Source organism: Bradyrhizobium sp. BLXBL-01 (genome assembly GCF_051853025.1).
Taxonomy (GTDB): Bacteria; Pseudomonadota; Alphaproteobacteria; order Rhizobiales; family Xanthobacteraceae; genus Bradyrhizobium.
This window is the reverse complement of record NZ_CP182471.1, coordinates 5,827,822-5,852,444: the sequence shown is the minus strand read 5'-3', so window position 1 is coordinate 5,852,444 and position 24,623 is coordinate 5,827,822. Positions and strand designations below refer to the sequence as shown.

The 24,623-nt window shown below is 64.2% G+C and carries 21 protein-coding genes; 14 read left to right on the top strand and 7 right to left on the bottom strand.

What is annotated here, in order from left to right; genetic code table 11:
- Positions 1–253 precede the first annotated feature (253 nt).
- Positions 254–1,966 carry an IlvD/Edd family dehydratase gene (locus ACNJYA_RS27160; RefSeq protein ID WP_439401020.1) on the top strand — a complete coding sequence of 571 codons (1,713 nt, stop codon included), beginning with the start codon at positions 254–256 and terminating at the stop codon, positions 1,964–1,966.
- A 12-nt stretch (positions 1,967–1,978) separates the two neighbouring features.
- Here the strand turns inward: ACNJYA_RS27160 and ACNJYA_RS27155 are convergent, their stop codons facing one another.
- The gene (locus ACNJYA_RS27155) at positions 1,979–2,773 is read right to left on the bottom strand and encodes an enoyl-CoA hydratase/isomerase family protein (protein WP_172783980.1); all 795 of its coding nucleotides are present in this window, start codon (positions 2,771–2,773) and stop codon (positions 1,979–1,981) included.
- Between the two features lie 226 nt (positions 2,774–2,999).
- On the opposite strand from ACNJYA_RS27155, the gene ACNJYA_RS27150 reads away from it, so the two are divergent.
- Positions 3,000–4,217 carry an NAD(P)/FAD-dependent oxidoreductase gene (locus tag ACNJYA_RS27150; protein ID WP_439401019.1) on the top strand — a complete coding sequence of 406 codons (1,218 nt, stop codon included), beginning with the start codon at positions 3,000–3,002 and terminating at the stop codon, positions 4,215–4,217.
- A gap of 163 nt (positions 4,218–4,380) precedes the next feature.
- On the opposite strand, the gene ACNJYA_RS27145 is transcribed toward ACNJYA_RS27150, so the two are convergent.
- Together ACNJYA_RS27145 and ACNJYA_RS27140 are read right to left on the bottom strand one after the other, a co-directional pair.
- Positions 4,381–5,289 carry a ribokinase gene (locus ACNJYA_RS27145; RefSeq protein ID WP_439401018.1) on the bottom strand — a complete coding sequence of 303 codons (909 nt, stop codon included), beginning with the start codon at positions 5,287–5,289 and terminating at the stop codon, positions 4,381–4,383.
- A 6-nt stretch (positions 5,290–5,295) separates the two neighbouring features.
- On the bottom strand, positions 5,296–6,189 hold the full coding sequence (locus tag ACNJYA_RS27140) for a sugar kinase (protein ID WP_157281072.1): 894 nt from the start codon (positions 6,187–6,189) through the stop codon (positions 5,296–5,298).
- A gap of 212 nt (positions 6,190–6,401) precedes the next feature.
- Between ACNJYA_RS27140 and ACNJYA_RS27135 the strand changes: the two genes are divergently transcribed.
- From ACNJYA_RS27135 to ACNJYA_RS27095, 9 genes are all read left to right on the top strand, one after another.
- Positions 6,402–7,250 (top strand): VOC family protein, encoded by an 849-nt coding sequence (locus tag ACNJYA_RS27135; protein WP_439401017.1) that lies wholly within the window; start codon positions 6,402–6,404, stop codon positions 7,248–7,250.
- 188 nt (positions 7,251–7,438) lie between these two features.
- The gene (locus ACNJYA_RS27130) at positions 7,439–8,146 is read left to right on the top strand and encodes a TetR family transcriptional regulator (RefSeq protein ID WP_439401016.1); all 708 of its coding nucleotides are present in this window, start codon (positions 7,439–7,441) and stop codon (positions 8,144–8,146) included.
- Between the two features lie 334 nt (positions 8,147–8,480).
- On the top strand, positions 8,481–9,290 hold the full coding sequence (locus ACNJYA_RS27125; RefSeq protein WP_172783985.1) for an ABC transporter permease: 810 nt from the start codon (positions 8,481–8,483) through the stop codon (positions 9,288–9,290).
- 57 nt (positions 9,291–9,347) lie between these two features.
- Complete coding sequence (locus ACNJYA_RS27120) at positions 9,348–10,340, top strand: ABC transporter substrate-binding protein (protein ID WP_439401015.1); 993 nt, start codon at positions 9,348–9,350, stop codon at positions 10,338–10,340.
- A gap of 128 nt (positions 10,341–10,468) precedes the next feature.
- A complete protein-coding gene (locus tag ACNJYA_RS27115; RefSeq protein WP_260382766.1) occupies positions 10,469–11,311 on the top strand; it encodes an ABC transporter ATP-binding protein in 843 nt (280 codons plus the stop codon).
- Positions 11,312–11,526: 215 nt separating this feature from the next.
- Positions 11,527–12,924 (top strand): hypothetical protein, encoded by a 1,398-nt coding sequence (locus ACNJYA_RS27110; RefSeq protein WP_439401014.1) that lies wholly within the window; start codon positions 11,527–11,529, stop codon positions 12,922–12,924.
- Positions 12,921–14,072, top strand: coding sequence for a Gfo/Idh/MocA family protein (locus ACNJYA_RS27105; RefSeq protein WP_439401013.1), 1,152 nt, complete (start codon positions 12,921–12,923; stop codon positions 14,070–14,072). The genes ACNJYA_RS27110 and ACNJYA_RS27105 overlap by 4 nt, the downstream gene beginning before the upstream one ends.
- A gap of 136 nt (positions 14,073–14,208) precedes the next feature.
- Entirely contained in the window at positions 14,209–15,399 is a 1,191-nt protein-coding gene (locus ACNJYA_RS27100; RefSeq protein ID WP_439401012.1) for a dihydrodipicolinate synthase family protein, read from the top strand.
- Complete coding sequence (locus ACNJYA_RS27095) at positions 15,399–16,262, top strand: sugar phosphate isomerase/epimerase family protein (protein WP_439401011.1); 864 nt, start codon at positions 15,399–15,401, stop codon at positions 16,260–16,262. Before ACNJYA_RS27100 ends, ACNJYA_RS27095 begins: the two co-directional genes overlap by 1 nt.
- Before the next feature lie 97 nt (positions 16,263–16,359).
- Here ACNJYA_RS27095 and ACNJYA_RS27090 read toward each other — a convergent pair whose 3' ends face one another.
- Positions 16,360–17,745, bottom strand: coding sequence for an FAD-binding oxidoreductase (locus tag ACNJYA_RS27090; protein WP_439401010.1), 1,386 nt, complete (start codon positions 17,743–17,745; stop codon positions 16,360–16,362).
- 630 nt (positions 17,746–18,375) lie between these two features.
- Here ACNJYA_RS27090 and ACNJYA_RS27085 point away from each other — a divergent pair.
- Positions 18,376–18,612, top strand: coding sequence for a hypothetical protein (locus ACNJYA_RS27085; RefSeq protein WP_172783993.1), 237 nt, complete (start codon positions 18,376–18,378; stop codon positions 18,610–18,612).
- Positions 18,613–18,793: 181 nt separating this feature from the next.
- Here ACNJYA_RS27085 and ACNJYA_RS27080 read toward each other — a convergent pair whose 3' ends face one another.
- The 3 genes from ACNJYA_RS27080 to ACNJYA_RS27070 form a co-directional block, all read right to left on the bottom strand.
- Complete coding sequence (locus ACNJYA_RS27080) at positions 18,794–22,165, bottom strand: AAA family ATPase (RefSeq protein WP_439401009.1); 3,372 nt, start codon at positions 22,163–22,165, stop codon at positions 18,794–18,796.
- Positions 22,166–22,202: 37 nt separating this feature from the next.
- Complete coding sequence (locus ACNJYA_RS27075; protein WP_172783995.1) at positions 22,203–22,589, bottom strand: YybH family protein; 387 nt, start codon at positions 22,587–22,589, stop codon at positions 22,203–22,205.
- Positions 22,590–22,690: 101 nt separating this feature from the next.
- Positions 22,691–23,611 (bottom strand): Spy/CpxP family protein refolding chaperone, encoded by a 921-nt coding sequence (locus tag ACNJYA_RS27070; protein ID WP_439401008.1) that lies wholly within the window; start codon positions 23,609–23,611, stop codon positions 22,691–22,693.
- 12 nt (positions 23,612–23,623) lie between these two features.
- Between ACNJYA_RS27070 and ACNJYA_RS27065 the strand changes: the two genes are divergently transcribed.
- Both ACNJYA_RS27065 and ACNJYA_RS27060 read left to right on the top strand, forming a co-directional pair.
- Positions 23,624–24,388, top strand: coding sequence for a hypothetical protein (locus ACNJYA_RS27065; protein ID WP_246570623.1), 765 nt, complete (start codon positions 23,624–23,626; stop codon positions 24,386–24,388).
- Entirely contained in the window at positions 24,388–24,558 is a 171-nt protein-coding gene (locus tag ACNJYA_RS27060; RefSeq protein WP_439363839.1) for a hypothetical protein, read from the top strand. Before ACNJYA_RS27065 ends, ACNJYA_RS27060 begins: the two co-directional genes overlap by 1 nt.
- The last annotated feature ends 65 nt before the right edge of the window (positions 24,559–24,623 follow it).

Below are 24,623 nucleotides of genomic sequence, written 5' to 3'. Positions count from 1 at the left end.
GGACGTGACATGCCCCGAGAGGCCGCCACCGCGCGAAGCAAGGCCGAAGCAAATGCTTGGCGTTCCAACGCGGCCGGGACAGTGCCGTTCCGTGATGCCTGAAGCTGAAGTTTGTCGAGGCGCCCGGCCTCGCCTGCAATCCATTGGTGTGCCAAGCGGTGATCTAAGCCGGAAAGTGCGACGCTATCGCCCGGGCTTATTGACAATCGAGGAGCGCGCTGTACCACGATGGTAAGCCAAAAGGAGCGGCATGATGACGAGTGGCTTGCGCAAGGGTCTGACGAGCTATGGCGATGCCGGCTTCTCGCTGTTCCTGCGCAAGGCATTCATCAAGGCCATGGGCTATTCCGATGACGCGCTGGAGCGCCCGATCGTCGGCATCACCAATACCTATAGCGACTACAATCCCTGCCACGGCAACGTCCCGCAGATCATCGAAGCCGCCAAGCGCGGCGTGATGCTGTCGGGCGCGATGCCGTTCGTGTTCCCGACCATCTCGATCGCGGAGAGCTTCGCGCACCCGACCTCGATGTACCTGCGCAATCTGATGGCGATGGACACCGAGGAGATGATCCGCGCTCAGCCGATGGATGCGGTGATCGTGATCGGCGGCTGCGACAAGACGCTGCCGGCGCAGGTGATGGCGGCAATCAGCGCCGACCTGCCGACCGTGGTCATCCCCGTCGGCCCCATGGTGGTCGGTCATCACAAGGGCGAGGTGCTGGGGGCCTGCACCGACTGCCGCCGGCTCTGGGCCAAATATCGCGCCGGCGACATGGACGATGCCGAGATCGAGGCGGTGAATGGCCGCCTCGCGCCGTCGGTCGGCACCTGCATGGTGATGGGGACGGCCTCGACCATGGCGTGCATGATCGAAGCCATGGGCCTGGCGCTGCCGATGAGCGCGACGATTCCCGCGCCGCATGCCGAGCGCTTCCGTCTCGCCGAGGCCAGCGGCAAGGTCGCCGCCGAGATGGCCAAGGCCAAGGGACCAAAGCCGAGCGAAGTGTTGACGCCGGCCTCGTTCAAGAACGCGCAGGTCGTGCTGCAGGCGATCGGCGGCTCGACCAATGGCCTGATCCATCTGACCGCGATGGCGCATCGCTCGCCGCACCGGCTCGATCTCGCGGCGTTCGACCAGATCGGCCGTGAGGTGCCGGTGCTGGTCGACCTCAAGCCGTCCGGCGAGCACTATATGGAGCACTTCCACCACGCCGGCGGCGTGCCGAAGCTGCTGGCACAGCTTGGCGATCTCGTCGACCTCGACGCCAGGACCATCAGCGGCCAGACGCTGCGCGAGATCGCGGCCAATGCCGAGGACGTGCCCGGCCAGGATGCCATCCGCCCGCGCGATAATCCGATCAAGAAGGAGGGCGGCCTCGCCGTCCTGCACGGCAATCTCGCCCCGCGCGGTGCGGTCATCAAGCAGTCGGCCGCGAGCCCGAAGCTGCTGCAGCACACCGGGCGCGCCGTCGTGTTCGAGTCCGTCGAGGACATGACCTTGCGGGTCGACGATCCCGATCTCGACGTCACTGCCGACGACGTGCTGGTGCTGCGCAATGCCGGCCCGAAGGGCGCACCCGGCATGCCGGAAGCCGGCTATCTGCCGATCCCGAAGAAGCTCGCGCGCGGCGGCACCAAGGACATGGTGCGCATCTCCGATGCACGCATGAGCGGGACCGCGTTCGGCACTATCGTGCTGCACATCACCCCGGAATCCGCCGTCGGCGGGCCGCTGGCGCTGGTTGAGAATGGCGACATGATCTGCCTCGACGTGGCCAAGCGCAGCATCGAGCTGCTGGTCGATCCGGCCGAGCTCGAGCGGCGCCGTGCTGCGTTGAAGCCGGCCGCAGCGCCGGAGCAAGCACGGCGCGGCTACGCCTGGCTGTTCAACGAGACCATCCTGCAGGCCGACGAGGGCTGCGATTTCGATTTCATGCAGAGGACGGGCCCCGCGAAGGGCTGAGCCGCCGCCGCGCTACTTGCCCTTGCTCGTGAACTTCTTCACGGCGGTGCGGAAGTCTTCCGTGTTCATCGCCATGATGATCTTGTGCTCCTCGGCATCGAGCTGCTGCTTCACCGGCGTGGTCGCAGCCTGATAGACCAGCTGCTTGGTGCCGGCGATCGAAGCCGGCGGGTTCTGGGCGAGACGCTCGGCAAGCTGTCGCGTTGCCGCCTTCAGCTCGGTTGCGGGAACGGTCTTGGCGACCAGGCCCCATTCATAGGCCTGCTGCGCGGTAAAATTGTCTTCGGCGAGAAAGATCTGCAGCGCGCGGCGCGATCCGACCGTGCCGACGATGCCGACCGTCGAGCCGCCGTCGGGCGACACGCCGATCTTGGCATAGGCCGGCGTGAATTTGGCATCGTCCGCGGCGATGCAGAGATCGGTGACGAAGGCGAGGCCCATGCCGGCGCCGGCGGCCGAGCCGTGCACGCTCGACAGCGAGATCTTCGGCATCCGCCTGACGACCTCGATGAAGGCGTGATAGTGCTTCAGGAGCTCGCCGACGACGGGCGTCACCGTGCCGGCTTCGGCGGCGGCGCCGATCGTCTGCAGATCGCCGCCGGCGCAGAACGCGCGGCCTTCGCCTTCGAGCACGACGACGCGGATGTCGTCGGCGCCCTCGAGATAGGCCGCGAGCTGCTCGAGCTTCTGCGCTATCGCAAGGTTGATCGCGTTGAACGCGGCAGGGCGGTTCAGCGTGATGGTCGCGATCGGGCCGTCGATCCGCAGGAGAGCGGGATCGTCGGGCTTTGAGACGGGAGCGGTCATCTGGAATTCTCCGGCAGGAGGTCGAGGCCCGAACTAAATCGCAGAAGGGCAGGGGTGACAATCCCCGGCTGCCGCTCTTGCGCCGGGCGGAACGATAGGCTCAAATGGGGCCGCTTTCGCCAAGGGACGGACACGAGCGCCGGCTCCTCGCAAGGCCAGCAACCAAAATCAGCGAGAGAGGAGGCGGCATGGGTCACGCTCGTGTCTTCCGGAAATGGGCTGTCCGATGACTGGCCCGGTGATCATCGTCGGTGCCGGCCATGGCGGCTACCAGGTCGCAGCATCGCTGCGCCAGGCCGGCTTTTCCGAGCGCATCTGCCTGATCAACGACGAGGCGCATCTGCCCTATCAGCGGCCGCCGCTGTCCAAGGCCTACATCAAGGGCTCCGCGGGTCCGGAGAGCCTGATGTTCCGGCCTGAGAAGTTTTACCAGGACCAGACCATCGAGCTGATCGCCGGCCGCGCCACCTCGATCGACCGTGCCGCGCGCAAGGTGCATCTTGCCTCGGGCGAGATGCTGGATTACGGCCACCTCGTGCTGGCGACCGGCGCGCGCAACCGCCTGCTCGATCTGCCCAACGCCAACCTGCCCGACGTGAAATATTTGCGCATCCTCGACGACAGCGAGGCGCTGCGACAGATCATGCCGTCGAAAAAGCGCGCCGTGATCATCGGCGCCGGCTTCATCGGCCTCGAGTTTGCCGCGACCGCCCGCATCAAGGGCCTCGAGGTCGACGTGCTCGAGCTCGCCCCGCGCGTGATGGCGCGGGCGGTGACGGCGGAGGTCTCGGAATATTTTCAGGACCGCCACCGCGAGGCCGGCATCCGCATCCATCTCGGCGTGCAGGCGACCTCCATCGAAGCGGAGGGCGGCAAGGTCACCGGCGTCTCCTTGAGCGACGGGCGGCATCTGCCGGCCGACCTCATCGTGGTCGGCGTCGGCGTGCTGCCGAACATCGAGCTCGCGGCCGAGGCGGGGCTGCCGGTCGCGGCCGGCATCATCGTCGACGAATATCTCTCGACGGCTGATCCCAACATCTCCGCGATCGGCGATTGCGCGCTGTTCGCAAGCCCGCGCTTCGGCGGCTCGCTGCGGCTGGAATCGGTGCAGAACGCCACCGATCACGCCCGCTGCCTCGCAGCAAAGCTGACCGGTGACAAGAAACCGTACGACAGCCATCCCTGGTTCTGGAGCGACCAGGGCGATGACAAGCTCCAAATCGCGGGGCTGACCACCGGCTACGACCGCGTCGTGCTGCGTGGCGATCCTGCCAAGAAGGCCTTTTCGGCCTTCTGCTATCATGGCGACAAGCTGCTCGGCATCGAATCGATCAACCGCGCCGGCGATCACATGTTTGGCCGGAGATTGCAGGCCATGAACCGCTCCATCACGCCGGAGCAGGCCGCCGACGAAAGCTTCGACCTGAAGAGCGCGCTGGCGTGATCTTTCTTCTTCCTCTCCCCGTTCTTACGGGGAGAGGGCCGGGGTGAGGGGCTCTATCCGCAGATGAGATGATCGCGAGACCTGTACCCCCTCACCCGGATTGCATCTGCGATGCAATCCGACCTCTTCCCGCAAGCGGGGCGAGGTGAAGAAAGCGCAGCGCCTATAAAACCGCCGCCACTTCCCCGGCCGTCGGCATCGACGGCCCGGCGCCCATCCGCTGCACGCTGATCGAGGCGGCGGCGTTGGCGAACGTCAGCGCCTCACGCAAGGCTGCGCCGTCAGCCAGTTGCGCGGCGAGCGCGCCGACAAAGCAGTCGCCGGCGCCTGTGGTATCAAGCGCCTTCACCACACGGCCGGCCACCGCAATCTCGTCGCGCCCGGCGAGCGCCAGCACGCCGCGCTTGCCGAGCGTGACGCAGATGGTCTGGTCCTCGCGCGCTTGAAGCTGTCGCGCGACTTCGGTGATGCGGGCGGCCGCGTCGCTCTCGGAGAGCTCGCTGCCGGCAAGGAAGCCGAGCTCGGTCTCGTTCAGCACGAGGATGTCGACCAGCGCCAGCAGCTCGCCCGGCATCTTCTGCGCCGGCGCCGGGTTCAGCACGGTCACCGCCCCCGCCGCGCGGGCGCGGTGGAAGAACGCGGCGATGGTCGGCAGCGGAATCTCGAACTGGCTGACGGCGACGTCGCCCTTCAGCAGCGGCACGACGCTGACGTCATCAGCGCCGACCAGCCCGTTCGCCCCGGGAACGACGACGATGGTGTTGTCGGCCTCGGCCACCGTGATGATGGCCGTCCCGGTGTGCGTCTCCGTCGTCTCCACGACGTAGCCGAGATCGATGCCCTGCTCGCCGAGAAAGGCCTTCAGCTCGGCGCCGAACGAATCCCTACCCAGCCGGCCGATCAGCGTGGTCCGCGCCCCTAACCGTGACGCCGCCACCGCCTGGTTCGCGCCCTTGCCGCCCGGAAAATACAGCACCTGGCGGCCGGCGACGGTCTCACCGATTCGTGGATGGCGATCGGCGGTCGCCACCACATCCATGTTGATGCTGCCGGCGACGAAGACGCGCCCCATCTTGTTCTAGACCCTGACCTCGAACTCGTGCCGAACCTTCGCGATGTCCACCAGAGTCGGCAAGCCGGCCTCGTTGCCGAGGCGCTGGATCTTGAAGGTCGAGGCGGCGCGGGCAAAATCGAAATGCTCGCGCCAGCTTTTGCCGGGATGGGCGAGGTAGGAATAGACATAGGCGCCGTGGAAGACGTCGCCGGCGCCGTTGGTGTCGATCACGCGCTCGCGGGGGATCGGCATCGCCGGCATCACCTGCACCGTCCCGGTTTCGTCGTACCAGAACAGGCCCTTCTCGCCCATGGTGACGCCGCCGATCTTGCAGCCGCGGCTCTTGAGATAGTCGAGCATCTTCTCCGGCGTCAGGTCCATCTGCTCGCACAGGCGCTCGGCGACGATGGCGACGTCGATGAATTCCAGCAGCTCATGGGTGTTGGTGCGCAGGCCGCCGCCGTCGAGCGAGGTCAGGATGCCGGCCTCGCGGCACACCTTGGCATAGTGGATCGCCGCGTCCGGCTGGTGGCCGTCGACATGCAGCGCGCGGCAGCCGCCGAGATTGAGCATCGGAAAGGGATGGATGTGCTCGTCATCACGGCAGCGGACGATGGCGCGCTTGCCGTCCTTGGGCATGATGAAGGAGAGCGAGGACTGGTTGACCTTGCGCCCATGCAGCGAGATGCCGTACTTCGCGCACATGTCCTGGAACATGCGCCCGAGCCAGTCATTGGCTGCGGTCGCGATCAGGTCCGGCACGATGCCGAGCTTGGCACAGCAGAACGCCGCGGTCACCGCGTTGCCGCCGAAGGAGACCGCGTAGTCACGCGCCACGTGCTTCTCGTCGCCGGTCGGCATGTGGTCGGTGATGAAGACGACGTCGATATAGGTCTGTCCGATGAAGAGAGCCTGCATTGCTTGTCCGTGATGCGCTTGTGGTCCCGGCGGGCAGGATGACTGTAGCACCGGTTCCGCTCCGGAGGGACGCTGAAATTATTCGCAAAACTGCCGCCCGAAGCGCTTGAGGTCAGCATGGTCCGGGAATACGACCATCACTGGCCAATGCCAAGCCCGGACAAACGCCGTCTTTCGCTGCCGGGGTTCCAGGTCCATCAAAAGGGTGCAGAATGATCACCGGGCTCGATCACATCGTCGTTCTGGTGGGCGATATCGGTGCGGCCAGCGCGGCCTATCAGACGCTGCTCGCCCGCGCGCCGGCCTGGCAGAACTCGGGCGAGGGCGCCGACCGGGTGCTGTTCACCCTCGAAAACATGACCATTGAACCGATGGCCCCTCACGGCTTCAGCGTCACCGCCGACCGCATGCGCGCACTGCTCGGCGACCAGGAGGGCGTGCTCGCCAGCCTGTGCTTTCGTGTCGCAGACATCGGCAAGATGCACCGCCGGCTGGAGCGGGTGGCCCTGAGGCCGGACCCGGTCGCCGAGGTCGAAAGCAGCGACGCCGTTACGGACGCCGTGCTGCACTGGAAGCGCACGCGGGCCGCGACGGAGCTGACGCGCGGCGTCCGAATGTTCTTCCTGGAGCTGGCCGACGAGCGGCCGAAGTCGGTCGCCACCGACATCGCGCCGATCGAGGGGCTCGACCACGTCGTCGTCACCACGGAGGATTCCGAGCGCGCCGCCGCGCTCTACGGCGCCCGGCTTGGCCTTGATCTCGCGCTCGACCGCTCGCACCAGGATTGGGGCCAGCTGATGTTCTTCCGCTGCGGCGACCTCATCGTCGAGGTGGTGCGCCGCCCGGTCGCGGGTGGCGATGCCACGCATGACCGGCTCTGGGGCCTGAGCTGGCGCGTCGCCGACATCGACGCCACCCGCGCCCGCCTGATCGCTGCCGGCCTCGACGTCTCCGAGGTGCGCACCGGCCGCAAGCCGGGCACGCGCATCATGACGGTGCGCAATGGCACCTGCGGAATTCAGACCGTGCTTCTGGAGCGCTCGCCGAAGCCGGTGGATTGAGCCCCTCTCTCCCCGTCATTGCGAGGAGCCCTCGCGACGAAGCAATCCAGACCGTTTCCGCAGTGGCATCCTGGATTGCTTCGCTGCGCTCGCAATGACGGTGTTGAAGCAGGTGCCTGCCTCTCTCCTATGCGGCGGGCTGCGCGCATGTTAAATGCCAGCCAGGCGATCACCAGCGAGCACCCGGTTTGGCGAAGGCAAAGCGACCTCTGAAATGGCAGCGCGACCCCGAAGGGATGCGGCTGCGCATTCTCGAAGCCGCCAAGCAGGAGTTTTCCGCCCATGGCCTTGCCGGCGCGCGCGTCGACCGCATCGCGGCCAAGGCCGGCGCCAACAAGCGCATGCTCTATTACCACGTCGGCAACAAGGACGAGCTCTATCTCGCGGTGCTCGAAGGCGCCTACGACAAGATCCGCAGCGAGGAGCGGGGGCTCGATCTCGAACATCTCGATCCGCCCGAGGCGATCCGCCGCCTGATCGAGTTCACCTGGAACTACTTCCTGCGCAATCCCGAATTCCTGTCGCTGCTGCAGACCGAGAATCTGGCGCGCGCCAAGCACCTGAAGAAATCGACCAAGGTCAAGTCGATGCACTCGCCCTTCGTCGAGATGATCCGCACCGTGGTGCGCCGCGGCGTCGAGAGCGGGGATTTCCAGGTCGCGGTCGATCCGGTTCAGCTCTACATCTCCATTGCGGCGCTCAGCTTCTTCTATCTCTCGAACTCGGCGACGCTCAGCGTGATCTTCGGCCGTGATCTCCTGGACAAGAAGGCCAAGGACGAGCGGCTGGCGCACATGTCCGGCCTCGTGCTGGCGGCATTGACGGGCAAGTCCGCCGAGCTGTTCGAGATCGCGAAGGCCCCGAAGTCGCGGACTGCGGTGGTGCAGGCGGTGTAGCCTGTAGCCCAGATGAGCGACTTGCTTCGTCATTGCGAGCGCAGCGAAGCAATCCAGAATCTTTCCGCGGAGACAGTCTGGATTGCTTCGCTGCGCTCGCAATGACGACGTGGAGGCGGGCGCACCTCGCTCCGCTCTCGTGCCCCGGACGCAGCGCAGCACGTGCCGCTTCCTGGGTTCCGGCTCAGCGCAGCAACGCTTCGCGTTGCAGCGCGTCCGGGACACGAGAGGAGGCCGGAACCCCGGCGCAAAACGTCACAGGGAAAGCTCTGGACAGTATTTATCCAACGGGTTAATTTCTCGCCATAACGAAGAAGACTGCCGGGAGTGAAAATTGGCCGAGCCGAAGCCGCAAAACGCTGTTTCCAAGCTGCTGAATGCGGCCTGGGTTCGGCCGTTCTTGTTCCTGGTCTTCATCGTCGTCGCCTGGGATCTTGCGATCCGGATCTTCAAGATTCCCGCCTACCAGATCCCGTCGCCGCTCGACGTCGTCGCCGTGCTGCGCACCGAATGGCCGGAGCTGCTGCGCCAGTCCTGGCCGACCACCTATGCAACCGTCTGCGGCTTCCTGCTGTCGGCGCTGTTCGGCATTCCCGTCGCGATGCTGATCGCGGGGTCGAAGACGGTGGAGAGCTACGTCTATCCGCTGCTGGTGTTCTCGCAATCCGTGCCGAAGATCGCGATTGCGCCGCTGTTCGTGGTCTGGTTCGGCTTCGGTATCATTCCAAAGGTGATCTCGGCCTTCCTGCTCGGCTTCTTCCCGGTGGTGGTCTCCGCGGTGCAGGGTTTCAAGTCGGTCGACCCCGACATGGTCGATCTCGCCCGCGCCATGCAGGGCAGCCGCCTGCAGGTGTTCCGCGCGGTGAACCTGCCGCATGCGCTGCCCGCGATCTTCTCCGGCCTCAAAGTCTCGGTGACGCTCGCCGTCGTCGGCGCGGTGGTCGGCGAGTTCGTCGGCTCCAATTCCGGCATCGGCTATGTGATGCAGCGCTCGATCGGCACCTTCGACCTGCCGACGATGTTTGCGGCGCTGGTGATCCTCGCGCTGCTCGGCGTGGTCCTGTTCTGGATCGTCGACCGGATCGAGAAACTGGTCATTCCCTGGCATGTCAGCCAGCGCGAAGACGTGATCTTTGCATCCTGACTAAAGCAACGAGCGGCCACCAACGGCCGACGCAACAAACGGCAAGGGAGAGAAACGATGAGGAAGTGGATTGGGGCTGCATCCGTGGCACTGCTGGCGTTCGCAGCCATGCCGGCGCAGGCCGCCGACAAGGTCGTGCTGATGCTGAACTGGTACGTCTATGGCGAGCACGCGCCGTTCTATTACGGTAAGGCCAAGGGCATCTACGCGGCCGAAGGCATCGAGCTCGAGATCCAGGAAGGCCGCGGCTCGGCTGCGACCACCCAGGCGGTTGCCGCCAAGACCGCCGATTTCGGCTATGTCGACGTCCCCACCATGATGCGCGCCGCGATCAAGGGCGCGCCGGTGGTCGCGACCGGCGTGCTGCTGCAGACCTCGCCGATGTCCGCCATGGGCTTCGCCGACAAGAACATCAGGAAGCCCGAAGACATCAAGGGGAAGACGGTGGCGATCACGCCAGCGGATTCCATGACGCAGATCTGGCCGTTGTTCCTGAAGAAGACGGGCCTGAAGGAGAGCGACTTCCAGACGGTCGCCGGCGACGGACAGACCAAGCTCAACGCCGTCATCAACGGACAGGCCGATCTGTTGCTCGGCTACGTCATGGACCAGTCGATGAAGATCAAGGACGCGACGGGCAAGGACGTCTACCCGATCAAGTTCGCCGACTACGGCATCAACATGGTCTCCTCGGGCATCATCGCCAACGCCGACTATGTGAAGGCCAATGCCGATCTCATCCGCCGCTTCATGTCGGCAACGACGAAAGCGGTCGAGGCCGCCGAGAAGGAGCCGAAGGCCGCGGCGCAGTCGATCCTCGATGCCAACCCGAAGGGCGGCAAGATCGACACGCTGACGCAGGGTTTTGAGCTGACCATTCCGCTGTACCGGACCGCGGAGACCAAGGGCAAGCGGCCGTTCCAGGTCACCGACCAGAACATGGCCGAGACCGTCAATCTGCTGGTCGAATATGGCGGGCTCGATGCCAAGGCCAAGGAGAATCCGAAGGCCTTCTATACCAACGATTACCTGCCGAAGAGCGGCTCGTGACTGCCTTCGTCATTGCGAGCGAAGCGAAGCAATCCAGACCGTCTCCGGGGAAAGACTCTGGATTGCTTCGTCGCTTCGCTCCTCGCAGTGACGAGGCTGATCAGCGGCGTTCGATGGGATATGATTGAATGATACCGAAAAAGGCCGATCAAGCGGACCAGCCGGCCGCTCACCTCCGATTGGTGTCAGACCGGGCCGGGGACGGGTCGGGCATCAAGCTGTCGGGCGTGTCGAAGACCTATCGGACGCGCGACGGCGACGTGCCGTCGCTGCGGCCGCTCGACTTCCACATCAATGACGGCGAGTTCTTCGTCGTGGTCGGCCCATCCGGCTGCGGCAAGTCCACGCTGCTCAAGCTGATCTCGGGTCTGCTGGCGCCGACCACGGGCGAGATCCTGGTCGAGGGCGAGAAGGTGACGACGCCGCACGGCAATGTCGGCATCGTGTTCCAGAACGCGCTGCTTTTGCCCTGGCGCAACATCCTGGGCAACGTGATGCTGCCGATCGACATGAAGCGCCTGCCGCGGCAGGAATATCTCGATCGTGCCAAGCAGCTGTTGAAGCTGGTCGGCCTCGAAGGCTTCGAGAAGAAGCTGCCCTGGCAGCTTTCCGGCGGCATGCAGCAGCGCGCCTCGATCTGCCGCGCGCTGGTGCATGATCCCAGGATCATGCTGATGGACGAGCCGTTCGGCGCGCTCGATGCGCTGACGCGCGAGCGCATGAATGTCGAATTGATGCGGATCCAGCGCGAGACGAAGAAGACGGTTCTGCTGATCACGCATTCGATCCCGGAAGCCGTGTTCCTCGCCGACCGCGTGCTGGTCATGACCGAGCGCCCCGGTGCGATCGCGGCAATCTACGACGTGCCGCTGCCGCGCCCGCGCTCGCTCGACGTGATGGCCGATCCGGTGTTTACGGAGCTCGTGCAGCGCATCCGCAAGCACTTCTTCTCGCAAGGTGCATTGGATTAAGTGCCCGCGATGTTCGCTGAAGCCACCACATGCACGGCGCGCTCCCTCCCCCGCTTGCGGGGGAGGGCTGGGGAGAGGGTGTCTCCGCATCGGGACACTCCCCTAGAGGAGAAAACCCTCACCCGGCACTTCGTGCCGACCTCTCCCGCAGGCGGGAGAGGTGCACCACGCCAGTGGTCAGATCGTGTTCTCGACCATCGCCAGGCTGTCGCACCATGTCCCCGCGCCTGAAGCTGCGAGACATCGCCTTCTTCGAACGTCCCGTGCAATTCGCGCGACCGTTCCGCTTCGGCGCGATCACGATCAACGCGACGCCGCAGCTGTTCGTGCGGGCCGAGATCGAGGTCGAGGGCAGGGGAAGCGCGGTCGGCGCCAGTGCGGAGTTGCTGGTGCCGAAATGGTTCGACAAGCGTCCGGAGTTGTCGCCGGCGCAGACGGTGGACGGTCTGCGACGCTCGCTTCAGATCGCACGTGGGCTCTATCTGGCGGAAACGGGCTTTCGACCGGCGTTCGGTCTGCATGCATCGTGCATCGGCGCCCAGGTTAAAACCTGTGCGGAAGAGAACATTCCGCCGCTTGCGGCGGGCTATGGCCCGGCTGAGATCGACAAGGCGATCCTCGATGCGCTCCTGCGCGCGGTCGGCGTGAGCTTTTTCGATGGAATGACCGACAACATCGCGGGCATCGATGGGCGGATGTCGCTCGATCTGACCGGTGCCGAGATCACAGGGTTTCTGAAGACGCGAACGCCCCTGCCACGGGTTGCCATCCGGCACACGGTCGGTCTTGACGACAAGATCGAGGGCGAGGGCGGTGTCGCGGATGCATGCGAGAACGGCGGCGCTTACTATTTCAAGCTCAAGCTATCGGGCGATCCCGAGGCAGACGCGGCCCGGCTGGTGTGCATCGGCAAGGAACTCGGCAAGCTGGATCGCGACTACAAGGTCTCGCTCGACGCCAACGAGCAATACGCCGACCTGGTCGCGCTGCGCGCATTGGTAGGTCGCCTCGATCGCGATCAAGCGCTGCAGCCGATCGCCGGCAGGCTGCTCTACATCGAGCAGCCGATGCCGCGCGACGTGACCCGGGAGACCGCTCTCGGCCCGCTCGCCGCGCGTGACTTCATCATTGACGAGGCTGATGACGCCTATGATGCGTTCCTGGCGATGAGGCCGCTCGGCTATCGCGGCATCTCCTCGAAATCCTGCAAGGGTCTCTACAAGTCGATCCTCAACGCGACCCGCGCAGCACAATGGACGTCCGGCGCCGAAACGTTCTTCATCACGGGCGAGGACCTGACCTGCCAAGCCGGTCTTGCCGTGCAGCAGGACCTCGCGCTCGGCGCCTTCATCGGCGTCACCCATGCCGAGCGCAACGGCCACCACTACGTCGACGGCTTCGGCGAGACGCCCGCCGCCGAGGCGCGCGCCTTCGCGGCCGCGCATCCCGATCTCTATGCCGATGCCGGGCAGGGCATCCGCCTCAAGATTCACAGCGGCGATCTCCTGACGGGATCGCTTCACACAGCAGGCTTTGCGACGTCGGTCCATCCGGACTGGTCGGCGCTGCGCCCGCTCGAACAGCCAGGATCACTTCAGGAGCAATTGGCATGACCACCGAACGCCTCGGCCTCATCATGAACGGCGTCACCGGCCGCATGGGGCTCAATCAGCATCTGATCCGCTCGATCGTCGCGATCCGCGACCAGGGCGGCGTCCGCCTGAAGAACGGCGACCGCGTCATGCCGGATCCGATCCTGGTCGGCCGCAACGCCGAGAAAGTCGAGGCGCTGGCCAAGCGCTACAACATCACGCGCTGGACCACCGATCTCGACGCCGCGCTCGCCGACAAGAACGACACCATGTTCTTCGATGCCGCGACCACGCAGGCGCGCCCCGGTCTGCTGACCCAGGCCATCAACGCCGGCAAGCATGTCTATTGCGAGAAGCCGATCGCGACCAATTTCGAGGAGGCCCTCGAGGTCGTGAAGCTCGCCAATGCCAAGGGCGTCAAGCACGGCACCGTGCAGGACAAGCTGTTCTTGCCGGGGTTGAAGAAGATCGCCTTCCTGCGCGATTCCGGGTTCTTCGGCCGCATCCTCTCCGTGCGCGGCGAGTTCGGCTATTGGGTGTTCGAGGGCGGCTGGCAGGAGGCGCAGCGGCCGTCCTGGAACTATCGCGACGAGGACGGCGGCGGCATCATCCTCGACATGGTCTGCCACTGGCGCTACGTGCTCGACAACCTGTTCGGCAACGTCCGGAGCGTGAGCTGCATCGGCAACACCGATATCCCCGAGCGCTATGACGAGCAGGGCAAGAAGTACAAGGCGACGGCCGATGATTCCGCCTACGCCACGTTCCAGCTCGACGGCGGCATCATCGCCCACATCAACATGTCCTGGGTGACGCGCGTCTATCGCGACGACCTCGTCACCTTCCAGGTCGACGGCACGCTCGGCTCGGCGGTCGCGGGCCTCACCGACTGCATGATCCAGGCGCGGCAGGCAACGCCACGGCCGGTATGGAATCCCGACGAGAAGCGGCTGCACGACTTCTACGGCGACTGGCAGAAGCTGCCGGATAATGTCACCTACGACAATGGCTTCAAGGAGCAGTGGGAAATGTTCATCCGCCACGTCTACGAGGACGCGCCCTACAAGTTCACGCTGCTCGAAGGTGCTAAGGGCGTGCAGCTCGCCGAATGCGCGCTGAAGAGCTGGAAGGAGCGGCGCTGGATCGACGTCGCCCCGATCAAGGTCTGAGGTTGATTGGATAAGCCGCGATGTCTACCAAGCCGTCATTGCGAGGAGCGAAGCGACGAAGCAATCCAGGCTGCCGCCGCGGAGGCATTCTGGATTGCTTCGCTTCGCTCGCAATGACGGGGAGAGGTTCGAAATCATGAACAAGCCAGTCCAACCAATGTCGTCATTGTCGCTCAAGCTGCCGAAGACCGATCGCTCGATCGAGACCTATCGTCTTGCGGCCTCGCGCCCGTTTCCCGCAAAGCTCGAAGGGCCGCTGAACCGCATCGCCTTCTCGGCCGTGCACACCGTGGCCGATCCCTTCGCGGACAACGATCCCTGGCTGTCGGTTGCCGTCGACTGGGACAAGACCATCGCCTTTCGCGAGCACGTCTGGGACCTCGGTCTCGGCGTTGCCGAAGCCATGGACACCGCGCAGCGTGGCATGGGGCTGGACTGGCCGACCTCGCTGGAGCTGATCACGCGCTCGGTCGCCGCCGCCAAGCGCCGCAACGCGCTGGTGTTCTCCGGTGCAGGTACGGACCATCTCGCAGTGGAGGACGCCAGGAGCCTCGACGACGTCATCCGTGCCTATGAGGAACAGATCTCGGCGGTCGAGAAGGTCGGCGGCCGCATCATCCTGATGGCCTCGCGCGCGCTGGCCAAGCTGGGCCGCAACGCCGACGATTACGCGAAAGTCTACGATCGGGTGCTCTCGCAGGTCCGTGAGCCCGTCATCATCCACTGGCTCGGCAACATGTTCGATCCGGCCCTGACCGGATATTGGGGCACCGGGGATCTCGACAAGGCCATGGACATTGCCGTCGCCATCATCAACGGCAACGCCGCCAAGGTCGACGGCGTGAAAGTCTCGCTGCTCGACAAGCAGCGCGAGATCGACATGCGCCGGCGTCTCGACAAGCGCATCAAGATGTACACCGGCGACGATTTCAACTACGCGGAGCTGATCGCCGGCGACAGCCAAGGCTTTTCCCACGCGCTGCTCGGCATCTTCGATGCCATTGCGCCGGCGGCGTCCTATGCGCTGTCGCGGCTGGCGGCAGGAGACGAGGCCGGCTTCCACGACGTGCTGGGGCCGACGGTGCCGCTGTCGCGTCACATCTTCAAGGCCCCGACGCGGTTCTACAAGACCGGCGTCGTGTTCATGGCCTATCTCAACGGACACCAGGATCACTTCACCATGGTCGGTGGACAGGAGAGTACGCGCTCGACGCTTCATCTCGCCGAGCTGTTCCGTCTCGCCGACAAGGCCGGCCTGCTCGCCAACCCCGAACTCGCGACGCAACGGATGAAGACCGTGCTCGCCACCCACGGTATCGAATCCTGATGCGCGATTTTTCGTCCGACCACCGCTGGCTTTCGCTGAATACGGCGACCGTCCGCAAGCAGGGTGACCTCGTCGAAATCATCGATGCCTGTGCAAGACAAGGTATCCGTGCCATCGATCCCTGGCGCGACCAGGTCGCCGCCGTCGGTCTCGACCGCGCCGCACGCGCGGTGCGCGAGGCCGGCCTCGATCTCTCGGGCTATTGCCGCGGCGGCATGTTCACCTCGGATGCCTCGCGCCGGGGCGAGGTGCACGACGACAATCGCCGCTGTGTCGACGAGGCCAAGGCGCTGGGCGCGCCCTGCATCGTCCTCGTCGTCGGCGGCCTGCCGCAATATTCTCGGCCGGGCAGCGAGGCTTCGAAGGATCTCGTGGCGGCGCGCGGGCAGGTCGAGGACGCGCTGGCCGACATGCTCGACTACGCGAGGCAAGCCAAACTGCCGCTGGCGATCGAGCCGTTGCATCCGGCCTATGCCGCTGACCGTGCCTGCGTGAACACGACCAAGCAGGCGCTCGACATCTGCGACCGGCTCGATCCCAAGCGTACCGGCATGCTCGGCGTCGCGCTCGACGTCTATCACATCTGGTGGGATCCCGAGCTGATGGACCAGATCGCCCGCGCCGGCAAGGATCGCCTGCTCGCCTTCCACGTCTGCGACTGGCTGGTGCCGACCAAGGACATCCTCAACGACCGCGGCATGATGGGCGACGGCGTCATCGACATCAAATCGGTACGTGCGGCCGTCGAAGCGCAGGGCTTCGCCGGCTATTCCGAGATCGAGATCTTCTCCAACGACTGGTGGGGCAAGCCGATGGACGAGGTGCTGCGCACCTGCATCGCGCGGCACAGGACGGTGGTATAGTTAACACAAGCGCCACAACGTTCCCTCGTTCCTCGAAGCGAGAGAACGCTCCGACAAGCACTTTGGAGGCGCCCGAACCGTGCAGCAGGTAGATCGTCTACGAGTGCAGCGGTCTGATGTTCTGGTTCATGTGGAAGAAGTTCGTCGGATCGTACTTGGCCTTCAAGGCGGCGAGGCGGTCGTAGTTGTCGCCGTAAGTGGCCTTAAGTCTGCTGTCGTCTCCATCCTCCATCATGAAATTCACATAGCCGCCGTCAGCCGAGTAGGGGTGCACGGCCTCCCAATAGTCCTTGGTCCAGCGCGTGATTTCGCCTGCTTTTTGCGGATTGGGATCGATACCGGCGATGACCATCGACCAGGTCGCGTCGCGCGTGTTCCAGGCGGTGTCGCTCTTGCCGACGCGATGGACGGCGCCATCGATCGGATAGAGATGCATGAGCGACAGCGCGCTCGGTGCTTTGCGGGCCTGCGAGATATGGGCGTCAATTGCTTCGTCGGTCAGTTCCTTCACGAAATCGCCGCGCCAGTACCACTGCAGACCTTTCGGGAAGAACGGATCGAACATGGACTGGAGGGCCGGATAGGGCATTTCGCCCATCCAATTGAAGAGCGGCGGGGGCAGCTCACTGAGCAACCCCGCTATGACCGCCTTGCCGTCTTCTGTCGGACCATTGTAGCAGGCAATGATGGCGCAGGCGCGCTTGCCCTGATGATCCGGCGGAAACGGGTCCATCGGCGGAACGGTCTTCAAGCCGACAAAGGCCCCGAGCTCCTCGGGAGCGCTGCGGAGGAAATCCCTGTACTTCTGCATCACGGTCCGGGCATTTTCGAGATCCCAGAAGATCGGACCGGCATATACCATCGTCACAGGATGAGCCTGGAACAGGAAGCTCGTGACGATGCCGAAATTGCCGCCGCCCCCGCGCAGTCCCCAGTAAAGGTCGGCGTTCTCCGACTTGTTGGCGGTGACGATGCGTCCATCCGCGAGCACGACATCCGCCTCGAGGAGATTGTCGATGGTGAGGCCATGCTTGCGGGTCAGGTATCCCGTGCCGCCGCCGAGCGTAAGGCCGGCGATCCCAGTGGTCGATACAATGCCGGCCGGCACGGCAAGCCCGTAGATGTGCGTGGCGTGGTCGACATCGCCTTGCGAGCAGCCGGGTCCGACGCGGACGGTACGAGCGCCGGGATCGACCCGCACGCCTTTCATCATCGACATGTCGATCATCAGTCCGTCTTCGACACTGCTGAGGCCCGGCCCATTGTGGCCGCCTCCGCGGATCGCGACCTGGAGATCATTGTCCCTTGCAAAATTGACCGCTGCGACGACGTCAGCGACGTCGGCGCATCGCGCGATCATCATTGGACTCTTGTCGATCATACCGTTGTAGAGGCTCCGCACGGCGTCATAGTCGGCATCCATTCGCCTGATAACCGGGCCGCGCATATTGCCGATGAAGGTTTCGGTGGCCATGCTCTGCATGATGTCCTCCTATTCCACCCATGATCGGTCATTGGGTCGGAGGTTGCTCGCAGGGCTCCTCGAGCGTTCTCCGCCCGTTATGAAAAGGTAGATCAAGCGCAGCGCGATAGCCATCGCAAATCGACTACGCGTTTGGGCAAGCCGATGAACGAGGTGCTGCGCACCTGCATCGAACGGTACGGGAAGGTGGTGTGCCTCCGCTTTCGGCGATCGAACGACATTGGTTGGACTTGCTGTCCGATCGCCCCAGTTGCGAATGCGAAGCCGCGAGCTGCTGGGAGTACCACCAATGATGTAGTGACTGCCATCAGCTTTCAGGCAGAATATCATCCCGATGCCGCTGCCCCGCCACAGTCTGTGCCAGATCGGAGGTGGTAATCAGCGGCCTCAACGGTCAGCAGGCGCGGCGGATGCACCCATGCCTGGTGATCTTGCATGGCCCCGACGTGCAACCGTCGGGGCCATTGTTGTGATCGCGTGCCGGGGCGCGCTTTGTTCGGTGAAAAGTCAGACGATTGCGCTGTCATCGATTCACCGCCAAACACCGGGCTATCACTCGTCAATTCGATCTGCGAAGCTGTGACAACACAAATGCGCTTGTAAGCAAGCAAGCGCGAGGGGAGGTTCGCAGTGGATCAAGTGCGACGCATGCGTGCGATGGGCTCATTGTGCCGCCAACAGGCAGCCTACAACAGCATGAACAAGTGGAAGCTGCTCGCAGAAGCAGAGTACTGGGATCATCTGGCCGATCTTGCGGTGTCGTCTCACTTCCAGCAATGCAACGCCATTGCCTCGAATGAGGCCGAGCAGTCTCAATCGATCACAAACGCGAGTGATGCTGGGTCAACGACGATTTCCGTCGCGTGAGGTCAGAAAGGCCGTGCACCCATGAAAGGAAGGTCGGCTCTGAGTGCTGATCGTCCAGAGCATGACTACTTGTGACCCCACAGCGGAGTTGACTCGTGTTCAGTTCCAATAACGCAAGTAGAGGGTTGCCGTGTCACCCGTGTGCTTGCTGTGGCAACGTCTGAAGTTTGGAAAAGCGCGATCATGGTCGGGTAAGCTCCTCCATGAGCGCCTTGGCGGAACGAAGGTCCGGCGTTTCGAAGCCTTCCGTAAACCAGGCGTAAACCGGGCCAAGAAGGCACCGCGCGTCGGCCGTCCTGCCCTGGTCGCGCCAAAGCCGAGCCAAACTCATTGCAGCACGTAATTCAAAGGACTTTGCGCTCTGTCTTTGCGCGACCTTGAGTGCAGTTTGCAAATACCCCTCGACCTCGTCAGCTGGAGCACCACGAAAGCGGTGCAGTTCACCGTCGATGCATGCAAGTTCTGCCTCCCACATATGCTCGCCGCTGCGCGCGGCAAGGGCCTTTGCTTCGGCAAGGGCAGCGACGCCGTTGTCGTAGTCGCTCAAGTGGAGGTAGGTGGCCGCGAGCATCCACAAGTACCGAACCTGGTACCAACTGGCTCCGAGCCTGTTCCGCTCGTTCAGACTGAGGCGCATGAGCGCCAGGCCGGCCTCCACGTTGCCCTCTTGCGCCATTGCCCAGCCCCGCAGGATGAGGCCGCTCACGCGCCAATAGTTCAAGCTGTTCTGATCGGCGAGATGGATGATGGCGTCGGCGTGCGCATGTACGGCCGCCACGTTTCCCATTAGCTCCGCAAGAGCCGCCTCGCCATAGACCTGCACATGCGCGGTAAGGTTCGTCTGATTCAACTCCATGGCGTATTGAGATGCGGCACGGCTAGTCCGCTGAGCCTGTTCGGGGTAACCAAGAACCCAAAGCACAATCGCCAAGTAGGGTAGCGCCGAGGCCTTCGGGTCATGTACGTAGTGCACAGGCGGCGGCCGATGCTCCTCTGGCTGATAGCGACTCAAGATCGTTTCGAGCTCCGAGCGTGCGGTCAGAAAATCACCGGAATGCATTGCGGTGAGCGCGGCCAGACGATGCGCAGCCAATTCCAGTGCTGTGTGCCCGGTGCGCTCGGCGGCGCGCTGCGCTTCGGCAACGAGGCTCTGCATGGCAGCAAGGTCGCCGCGCACGAAGTGGAAGATGAATTTGCCGCTAAGGGTGGAAAACAAGGCACCCGTGTCGTCGAGCTCATAGCAGAGCGCATGAGCCCTGCTGAAGGCTGTGCCAAGCTGCGGAGCCGTGTATCCGTGAATGGCAATCAGTGGACCTCCGATTGCTGTTTGCAGAGCGAGTTCCTGGCGATCACGCTCCGGCCCTTGTGGATTGGACTTGAGTGCCTCCAGTCCCCTTGTGAGATGAGTGATCGCTTCGAGATTGGCGGAACGCGCAGCCGCAATACGGCCGGCCCGCAGCCAGTAGTCCACCGCCTTTCCTGCCAGTCCACCCTCGGTGAGATGCAGAGCGATCGTCTCCGGCTCCGCCTCCGCACGGGCAGGATAATGTTGTTCGAGAGCTGCAGCTATGCGGGCATGGATCTGCTGCCGCTTGCTCTTGAGGAGGCTCTCGTGCGCGATGTCCTGCACCAGCGCATGTTTGAAGCTGTAGCCAACATTCGGAGGTGCGCCACGACGGAATATCAGTTCCGCGGCCAATAGATCATTGAGAGCATGCTGGAGCGCGTGCTCGTCGAGCGCCGTTACAAGGCGCAGAAGATCGTGACCGAATTCGCGTCCGATGCAAGCTGCAATCTGGGCAACTTCCTTTACCGGCGCCAATCGATCAAGGCGGGCCATCAAGGAGTCCTGCAGCGTCGTCGGGATCGCCAGCGGCGGTAATGGGCCGATCAACTCATAGCGGCTGCCCTGATCTTTGAGCAGCCCGGATTCGACGACGGCCTTGGTGAGCTCCTCGACGAACAACGGCACGCCGTCGGTCTTGGCCAAAATCTGCTCGAGCACCTCCTGAGGGAGCATTTTGCCGCCCGTGATCCGGTCAACGACTGCCGCCCCTTGCCTACGTCCCAGTCGGCTTAGAAAGAGCGCTGTCACGTGTCCATGACCCGTCCAGCGCGGAATGAACTCGGGCCGGAAGGTAACGATCATCAAGATCGGAAGTCGCTGCGCCTCGTCGACAAGCCGATCGAGAAGTTCGAGCATAGAAGGGTCTGCCCAATGGACGTCCTCGTAAACGGCAAGCACTGGCTGTCTTGCCGCTAAGCCTTGTATCTGTTCCAGAAGGGCCTGGAAGGTTCGCTCCTTCTTCTGGTGCGGACTAAGTGCAAGGGGTGGGTATCTCTCTCCGGTCGGGATTGCCAGGAGATCCGCGAGAACCGGCGCGCTCTCATGCACATCGTCCGCACCAAGAGCAAGCATGGCCTCGAGTTTATCGAGCTGTTCGTCGGAAGCGTCCTCCCGCCGTATTGCCGCTGCCCGTTCAAGGAGGCCAACGACGGGATACAAGGCGGTGTTGGTATGAAATGGTGAACAGAAATGGCTCAGCGGCGTGTGCGGCACACGTGCGACCTGGTCGCGTAAGGCTCGCACGAGCCGCGACTTGCCAATGCCGGCCTCGCCGCCGAGCAGGACGATCTGTCCTTCCCGCTCTTTCGCCCGCTCCCAGCGATCCAGGAGCAATGCAAGTTCTTCATTCCGTCCGACCAGTGCGGTCGTTGCCATGCCATGCTGGGCCTCGAACCTGCTCTCTGCTGCGCCTTCACCAATGACAAGCCACGCCTGCACCAGTTCTGGGAAACCCTTGAGAGGCACCGTGCCGAGGTCGTGGTACGTGAAAGCTTCGCCGAGTAGGCGGCGGGTCGACTCGGCAATCACCACATCACTCGGCTTGGCCAGACCTTGCAGTCGGGCGGCTAGGTTTGGTGTTTCGCCGATGACTGCGCGCTCGCGAGCCTCTCCCTCGCCAATCAGCTCGCCGACCACGACCAGACCGGTTGCGATGCCGACGCGAGCGGCGAGCGCTGCACCACCCGGTTCGGTAAGGGATGCGACCGCCTTGGTCACTCGAAGCCCAGCGCGAACGGCGCGCTCCGCCTCATCTTCGTGCGCCCGCGGCCAGCCGAAATAAGCGAGAACGCCATCGCCCAGGAATTTGGCTATGTGGCCTTCGAATCGGTCGATCTCGCCCACCACGGTGTTATGGTAGGCCTGCAAGAGGTCACGCAGCTCCTCGGGATCGCGCCCTGAAGCAAGTGCCGTCGAGCCGACCAGGTCGACGAACATGACTGTGAGCTGCCGACGCTCCGCGTCCGAAGGGATCGATGGCTTCGCGTAGTCGGCAGGTCCATTGGCCTCGACAGCCACCCGAGCAATCGGCGGAGCGAGTGCATGGATTGCCCTTAGCAAAGCCTTGCGCGGGCCGAGTGGCAAGCCAAGCTCCCGCAGGTCGGCTTCGGTCAGTTCTGGCAAAATCTCGGACGTGATTTCAGCGTCGCGAAACGTCTTTATGTAGCGCTCCAGCCCGAGACCGCGAAGCCATTGCGCGATATCCACGATAAGCCTCCTCGTGCCGCATCAGGCAACGGTCAGCTCAATTGAACGTATGCAACTTCAGCTTCAGCGAACCATCTGCCTGACGCTCAAACACGTGGGTTGCTATCCCGCCTGCAGGTTGGCTGGCGCCATCCGCTGTCTTACCGTTGGCACTCCAATGGGCCGTGCCGTAGACGATATTCTCATCTCCACCGGCGTCGATGACGACTAACCTGTGATCGGTGAATCCGCTTGAAAACAGCCCAGCAAAGAAGCTCTCGATCGCTGTCGGACCGGATATCACTTGATGCGTCGGCGGCAACAATTTGGCGTCTGACACGTAAGTCGCCGCGATAGCCCTGGCATCTGCTTTGTTGAATGCTGAATCCCACGCGGCGTACGCCGCAGCAATGTCGTGTTTTATGGAGGAAGCTAATGCTGTCATGATCCCTCCCTCAATCGCGGGGTTGCCTTCGCAGGAGACCGATTACGTCACCTGACGTCGTTCGACCGCTGCGCAAAATGCAACGAGAGAACGCGACGTCCTCACGGGCCTGCGACCTGTTGCAGCCTGTTGAAGCGCGCCTTCTGCTCGCTGCTCAGCGTGGCATAGAATTCGTCCAGGGCCGGCTCGACCAGCTTCGCGGCCGTCAACATGGCCTCAAGCCGGTGCTGCATCGTCTCGAGCCGTCCAATAGGCGTCAGCGGCGCATCGTTCGGACAGGCCGCCTGGAGGCCCTCAACGCCCTTCGCCGTCGCTTCGCTGAGCCGATCGAGCGCCTCCTTCTGCTTACCAGCGGGGTGGAGCACGGCTTCGATCCTCTGGATCGGCAGCTGCGTCAGGCTGGACTTCGGATCGCCGCAGCCCTCGCTACTCGCCTCCTGCTGCCGCGGAGAGCGCTCGCCGACATTGGGACCGAGCGCGTTGAAGCGGGCTTGCTGCTCGTCACTGAGCGAGTTGTAGAAATTCTCCAGCGCCGGCCTCACGATCTTGACGGCTTCAAGCGTCGCGCTGATGCGGTTCATCATCGCGCGCAAGCGGCCAGGGGGAGTCAGTGCATAAGTCTCCGCGCACGAGTCCTTGAACACACCGGCAGCGTTGGCCGCCGCCGTCTTGAGCTCGTCCAACAATGCGCGTTGCTCCGGCGTCGGCCGCACCGCCTGTGCGATATCGGCAAGCGGCCAGGCGGTCACGCCCTTGTCCGGTGTGGCGCACAATTGCTGAAGCATCTGCGGGCTCACGCTGGCGCGCTGGCGCGCGCGGTAGCTGCTGCCGGCTTGCGGAGTGTCATACGGGTAGGTGCTGGCATAAGCGGAGTAAGGGCCGTCACCGCCCCAGAACACGGTGTCGACGAAGTCGTCATAGGCGTACGCCCAATATCCGGGCTCGTAGGCATAGGACCAGAACGTGTAGTTGAAAATGTCGGAATAGGCGTAAGGCCAGAACACGGGCCCAAGCCAAGCCACGAACACCGCGGGATGACGGTGACGCCAGGCCTGTCGGGGAGCCCAGCCGCTTTGGCGGGCGGCGAGCGCCGCCTGGGCTTGCGCAGGGGCCTGGTCGCGGAAGCGCTCGGCAAACCGGCCGCGCTGGGTGGCCTGCGCAGCCGCAAGTGTCGCAGCGCGCTCCGCCGGGGCCTGCAATCCAAGCCGCTGCTGGCGCGCCAGGTCAATTTGCTGCGCGCGCTGCTCTCGGCCAAGCAAACGGTTCTGCGCCTGGAGCGTCCGTTGCTGCTCGCGCAACGCTCGCACGCCTTCGGGCTTTTGCGACTGCAATTGCTGCACCCGCTGCTGCAGGCGTTCGATGCGGGCCTGGCGCTCCGTCGTCTGGCGCGTCAGCATGTCGCGCTGGCGCTGCTCGACCTGCTGCGAGCGCTGTTGGACACGTTGCTCGCGCTCAAGAAGGCGGCTCTGCGACTGCAGCAACCGTTGCTGCTGCTGTCGCGCCCTTGGGTCTTCCGTCTTCTGCGATTGCAATTGCTGCACGCGCTGCTGCAAGCGGTCGATGCGGTCTTGGCGTTCCGCGGATTGGCGCGAAAGCATCTGGCGCGGCGGTCCCGATCGCTCGCTCACGGCCGGGGGTGCACTTGGGCGCGAAGGGGTGGCGATATGCGGCGTCGGCCGCGGCGCCATGGCCGGACGTTGTGGCGCTGCCGGCGGGGGGTGGAATTCGCGCCGCGGCGCCGCCACCTGCGGGGCGGCTCGCGGGGCACTGAATTGTGGGCTCGGGCGCGGTGGCGGTGATGCGATGTGCGGCGCCGGACGTGGCGCCATTGCCGGCCGCTGCGGCGCGGAAGGGGGATGGAATGCCGGCGCGGCGGGACGCGCCATGGCTGGCGGTGCCGCCGGACGCGCCATGGCTGGCGGTGCCGCCGGACGAGCCATTGCTGGCGGTGCTGCTGGACGAGCCATAGCCGGTGGTGCTGCCGGACGGGCCATGGCCGGTGGTGCTGATGGCGGCGCTGCGGCTGCCCCTGGT

Excerpts from the sequence above, each read along its gene's own strand:
- ACNJYA_RS27160 (WP_439401020.1), top strand. The coding sequence starts at position 254 with ATGACGAGTGGCTTGCGCAAGGGTCTGACGAGCTATGGCGATGCCGGC.
- ACNJYA_RS27155 (WP_172783980.1), bottom strand. The coding sequence starts at position 2,773 with ATGACCGCTCCCGTCTCAAAGCCCGACGATCCCGCTCTCCTGCGGATC.
- ACNJYA_RS27150 (WP_439401019.1), top strand. The coding sequence starts at position 3,000 with ATGACTGGCCCGGTGATCATCGTCGGTGCCGGCCATGGCGGCTACCAG.
- ACNJYA_RS27145 (WP_439401018.1), bottom strand. The coding sequence starts at position 5,289 with ATGGGGCGCGTCTTCGTCGCCGGCAGCATCAACATGGATGTGGTGGCG.
- ACNJYA_RS27140 (WP_157281072.1), bottom strand. The coding sequence starts at position 6,189 with ATGCAGGCTCTCTTCATCGGACAGACCTATATCGACGTCGTCTTCATC.
- ACNJYA_RS27135 (WP_439401017.1), top strand. The coding sequence starts at position 6,402 with ATGATCACCGGGCTCGATCACATCGTCGTTCTGGTGGGCGATATCGGT.
- ACNJYA_RS27120 (WP_439401015.1), top strand. The coding sequence starts at position 9,348 with ATGAGGAAGTGGATTGGGGCTGCATCCGTGGCACTGCTGGCGTTCGCA.
- ACNJYA_RS27115 (WP_260382766.1), top strand. The coding sequence starts at position 10,469 with ATGATACCGAAAAAGGCCGATCAAGCGGACCAGCCGGCCGCTCACCTC.
- ACNJYA_RS27110 (WP_439401014.1), top strand. The coding sequence starts at position 11,527 with ATGTCCCCGCGCCTGAAGCTGCGAGACATCGCCTTCTTCGAACGTCCC.
- ACNJYA_RS27105 (WP_439401013.1), top strand. The coding sequence starts at position 12,921 with ATGACCACCGAACGCCTCGGCCTCATCATGAACGGCGTCACCGGCCGC.
- ACNJYA_RS27100 (WP_439401012.1), top strand. The coding sequence starts at position 14,209 with ATGAACAAGCCAGTCCAACCAATGTCGTCATTGTCGCTCAAGCTGCCG.
- ACNJYA_RS27095 (WP_439401011.1), top strand. The coding sequence starts at position 15,399 with ATGCGCGATTTTTCGTCCGACCACCGCTGGCTTTCGCTGAATACGGCG.
- ACNJYA_RS27090 (WP_439401010.1), bottom strand. The coding sequence starts at position 17,745 with ATGCAGAGCATGGCCACCGAAACCTTCATCGGCAATATGCGCGGCCCG.
- ACNJYA_RS27075 (WP_172783995.1), bottom strand. The coding sequence starts at position 22,589 with ATGACAGCATTAGCTTCCTCCATAAAACACGACATTGCTGCGGCGTAC.
- ACNJYA_RS27065 (WP_246570623.1), top strand. The coding sequence starts at position 23,624 with ATGACGGTGACGCCAGGCCTGTCGGGGAGCCCAGCCGCTTTGGCGGGC.
- ACNJYA_RS27060 (WP_439363839.1), top strand. The coding sequence starts at position 24,388 with ATGCGATGTGCGGCGCCGGACGTGGCGCCATTGCCGGCCGCTGCGGCG.